This window comes from candidate division TA06 bacterium (genome assembly GCA_004376575.1).
Lineage (GTDB): Bacteria > Hydrothermota > DG-26 > E44-bin18 > E44-bin18 > E44-bin18.
The window spans coordinates 1-3,480 of record SOJN01000140.1 but is presented as its reverse complement, the minus strand read 5'-3'; the positions used below and the strand labels follow the sequence as shown (position 1 = coordinate 3,480).

2 protein-coding genes and 2 tRNA genes are annotated in these 3,480 nt (G+C 48.4%); 2 read left to right on the top strand and 2 right to left on the bottom strand.

Annotation, left to right across the window (positions count from 1 at the left end):
- Window positions 1–452 precede the first annotated feature (452 nt).
- Window positions 453–2,102 carry an NAD+ synthase gene (locus E3J62_11370; protein TET44064.1) on the bottom strand — a complete coding sequence of 550 codons (1,650 nt, stop codon included), beginning with the start codon at window positions 2,100–2,102 and terminating at the stop codon, window positions 453–455.
- 30 nt (window positions 2,103–2,132) lie between these two features.
- A complete protein-coding gene (locus E3J62_11365) occupies window positions 2,133–2,909 on the bottom strand; it encodes a CoA pyrophosphatase (protein ID TET44063.1) in 777 nt (258 codons plus the stop codon).
- Between the two features lie 220 nt (window positions 2,910–3,129).
- On the opposite strand from E3J62_11365, the gene E3J62_11360 reads away from it, so the two are divergent.
- Together E3J62_11360 and E3J62_11355 are read left to right on the top strand one after the other, a co-directional pair.
- A tRNA-Lys gene (locus tag E3J62_11360) sits at window positions 3,130–3,203 on the top strand.
- Between the two features lie 178 nt (window positions 3,204–3,381).
- Window positions 3,382–3,455: transfer RNA gene (locus E3J62_11355), tRNA-Arg, on the top strand.
- Window positions 3,456–3,480 lie beyond the last annotated feature (25 nt).

The following is a 3,480-nucleotide window of genomic DNA, read 5'->3' as shown; positions in this document are numbered from 1 at the left end:
TGGAATTCCATCCCGACCTCCTTTTTCTTTTATCGTTTCTCGATACATGGAAAATGGTTCACCGCTATTTCACTCTATCAAGAGAGGGAGACATTGTCAAGGGCTGTTTGCTCCCCCGATCCTGCGCACGTAAGACTACTGACGCGAAAATATAAAATTGCGAAATTCGCCACCCGTGCCGCCCGCCTCACCCGAAATTACGAAATTGGCAGACCTATTTCTCAGTGACTGATGGTGAAGGCTTTTCCAAAGCAGATTCTTCGCTGGCGCTCAGAATGACACCCGGTTTTCGGGAGATTGCTTGGACTGGGTCCGCTTGTCCTCCGTCGGCTTGTGCCGACGAAGGATCAAAAATGCCCCGTCTTTTCTCTGGAGAAGCCGGGCCTTTTGGACTCGAGAATGACAGATGGTATCGGGGAGGGGGAGTGGGCGTTTTGCAGTTTGTGGTTTGTCTATGGTTTATAGTTGTTGGTAATCGGCATGCGTCTGCCGAAACCGAAGGCTTTGGGGGTTATCTTTATACCGATCGGTGCCTGTTTTCTCTTGAATTCGCTCTGGTCAGCCCGCCTTATCACGTCCTCAACTGTTTCCTTATCAAGTCCCAGCTTGACTATCTCATCGCTGGACATGTTTTCCTCGACGTAGGCCTGTAATATTCTGTCTAGAACACGATAGGGCGGAAGGTCGTCAGAATCCTGCTGGTCGGGCCTCAGTTCGGCAGAAGGTTCCTTTTTGATTATGGCTTCGGGTATCAGTCCTGTCCCTGCTCTCTCATTAATATAGGAAGCAAGTGCGTAAACGCTCATCTTTGTGACGTCGGACAAAGGGGCCAGTCCGCCAGCGAGGTCGCCGTAAAGCGTGACATATCCTACTGCCATCTCGGACTTATTCCCGGTGGTCAGAAGAAGGTGTCCAAATTTGTTCGAGATTGCCATCAGGATATTGCCTCTGATTCTTGCCTGTATGTTTTCCTCTGCAACTGATGGGCTGGTGCCGGTGAACTCTTTTTTCAGGGTCTTCATGTATGAATCATAAATATTTGATATTGGGATGAGGCGGGTCTCAATTCCAAGGTTCTGAGCGAACTGCTCGGCATCGATGACGCTCGACTTTGATGATATTCTGCTGGGCATCATCAGGGCCGTGACATTCTCAGGTCCCACTGCTTCCGCGGCGAGGGCCGCAACAACTGAAGAATCGATTCCGCCACTCAATCCCAGCACGACCTTGGTGAAGGAGTTCTTCCTCACATAGTCCCTTATCCCTAAGACCAGAGCGTCGTGTATTTCTGAAACGGGTTCATCCTTAATTGTAACCGCTTCCTTTGGAGTCCCATCAATCACTGTGAAGTCTTCGGCAAACCTTTTGCATACGTGTATCTGTTCGCCGTTCTTATTAAAGAAGCAGCTTCCTCCGTCGAATACAAGGTCGTCCTGACCCCCAACCATGTTGACATAGAGAATTGACACCTGGTTTTCGCGCGCCCTCTTGGCCAGGAGTTCTGTTCGAACCTTCAGTTTTCCAGTGTAGAATGGAGAGGCAGATATACTGATAATAAGGTCTGCACCCATTTCCGCCTGCTTGCTGGTAGGACCATCATCAACCCAGATGTCTTCACAGATGCTTATGCCAAATCTTGTGGAAGCGATTTCAAAGAGATTCCATTCTTTGGCAGGTTCGAAGTATCTTCTTTCGTCGAAGACGTCATAGTTTGGGAGCTTTGATTTGTGCTGCACGCCGCGTATCTTTTTGGTCCTTATGAATGCGGCCGAATTGTACAAGACACGTTTGGAGAAGTGGTACGGAGAAGAGAAGTCATAAGTGTCAACGGGTCGCTCAACTGAAGCATAGTCCACAAATCCGATTATGCATGCGATTTCGTCGCACTCCGGCAAAATCAAGTTGAGCATCTCCTTGTTTCTTTCGATGAACCTCCCCTTCAAGAGCAGATCCTTCGGAGGGTATCCTGTTATGGTCAGCTCAGGAAACACCACAAGGTCTGCCCCTTCGTCACTGGCACGTCGGATGTTTCTTATTGCCAGGTCAGTATTGGCCTGCAGGTCTCCCACGGTAGCGTTAATCTGGGCAATTGCGATTTTCATACTCACCTGCCGATTATAAGAATTCGGAAGTCAAGGTTCAACCACTTTCAGCAGCAGTTCTGCGAACTCAGAAAGTATCATCGCTGTGGCGCCCCAGATCTTGTTGTTGCCGTGTCTGTAAAAGGGAACGAGCATTTTCCTATTTTGATGAGTCTGCCATTCCCGTGAAATGTTCTTTTCGTTCAGAAATAAGTCAATGGGGACCTCGATAATTTCCTTTACTTCTCTGGGGTCTGGATGGAACAGGGGCCTTTTCTCACTGATGGCTACGAATGGCTTTACCCTGTAGCCACTTACGGGTACGTGAAGAACTGAGAGTGTCCCAATCACAGAGTCTTCCAGCAGATCCACGCCTATCTCTTCTTCACACTCCCTCAGAGCCGTTTGCAGCAGGGCCTCATCGGGTTCTCTTGCACCACCCGGGAAAGATATGTGGCCCTTATGTGAAGCAACCGATTGTGTTCGTTTGGTCAGAGCCAGATGGAGCTTTTCCTTGATGGGGTATGTGATGATGAGAACCGCTCCGTCCCTGAGCTTTGACTCCTCAAAAGGCAGCCTATTTCCCGGCCTGGGTTGAGTTGACATCTTCAACTGTGCTGGTCTGCCGGGCAAAGGCAGAGAAAGAGCCTTTCTGATTGTCTCAAATGTCAGATCAAATCTCACATTGGTGATGATATAGGCAAACAGCCCCACCGTCAACATAGATAGCAGACAGAGAGAACAACCCCGTTGCCCCTTGTTGATGTGAGATATTGTGCGTTCCGGGTCAAATAAGCCCTTGACAAATTTGCGCATAGCCCGTATCATGTTTTTGGCGCAGGAGCTTTTCCTGCCAGTATTTGAAGAAAGGAATGCTTAGGCAAAAACCTGATTAAAAGGGGAGATTCGCGTAAAGGGTAACGCCCTTCGTGAGTCTCCCTTTACTGGTTGTGGAAAGCGATTTCTGCTTTATGTTCTTTGAAATCCGTTGCTTGACTTATCTACCTAAAACTGATACATAAAGACTTAGGACTGCTGATACAAAGACGCGCCCCTAGCTCAACTAGGTAGAGCAACGGACTCTTAATCCGTGGGTTAGAGGTTCGATTCCTCTGGGGCGTACTTTTCATCTAAGATCTCAGATCTAAGATCGAAGAACTCGCACGCGAGCAAACGCTCTAAACTTAGAAGCGAGAACGTAGAACCAGGATGTGGGATTAAGGTTTGAGGCAGAACAACATAGAACAAAGAACAATAGACTACTTCTAAGTTCTAACTTCTATGTTCTACGTTTTAAGTTGCGCCCGTAGCTCAACTGGATAGAGCGTCGGACTACGAATCCGCAGATTGGAGGTTCGAATCCTCCCGGGCGTACTTACGCAAAGTACTTACGCAAAGT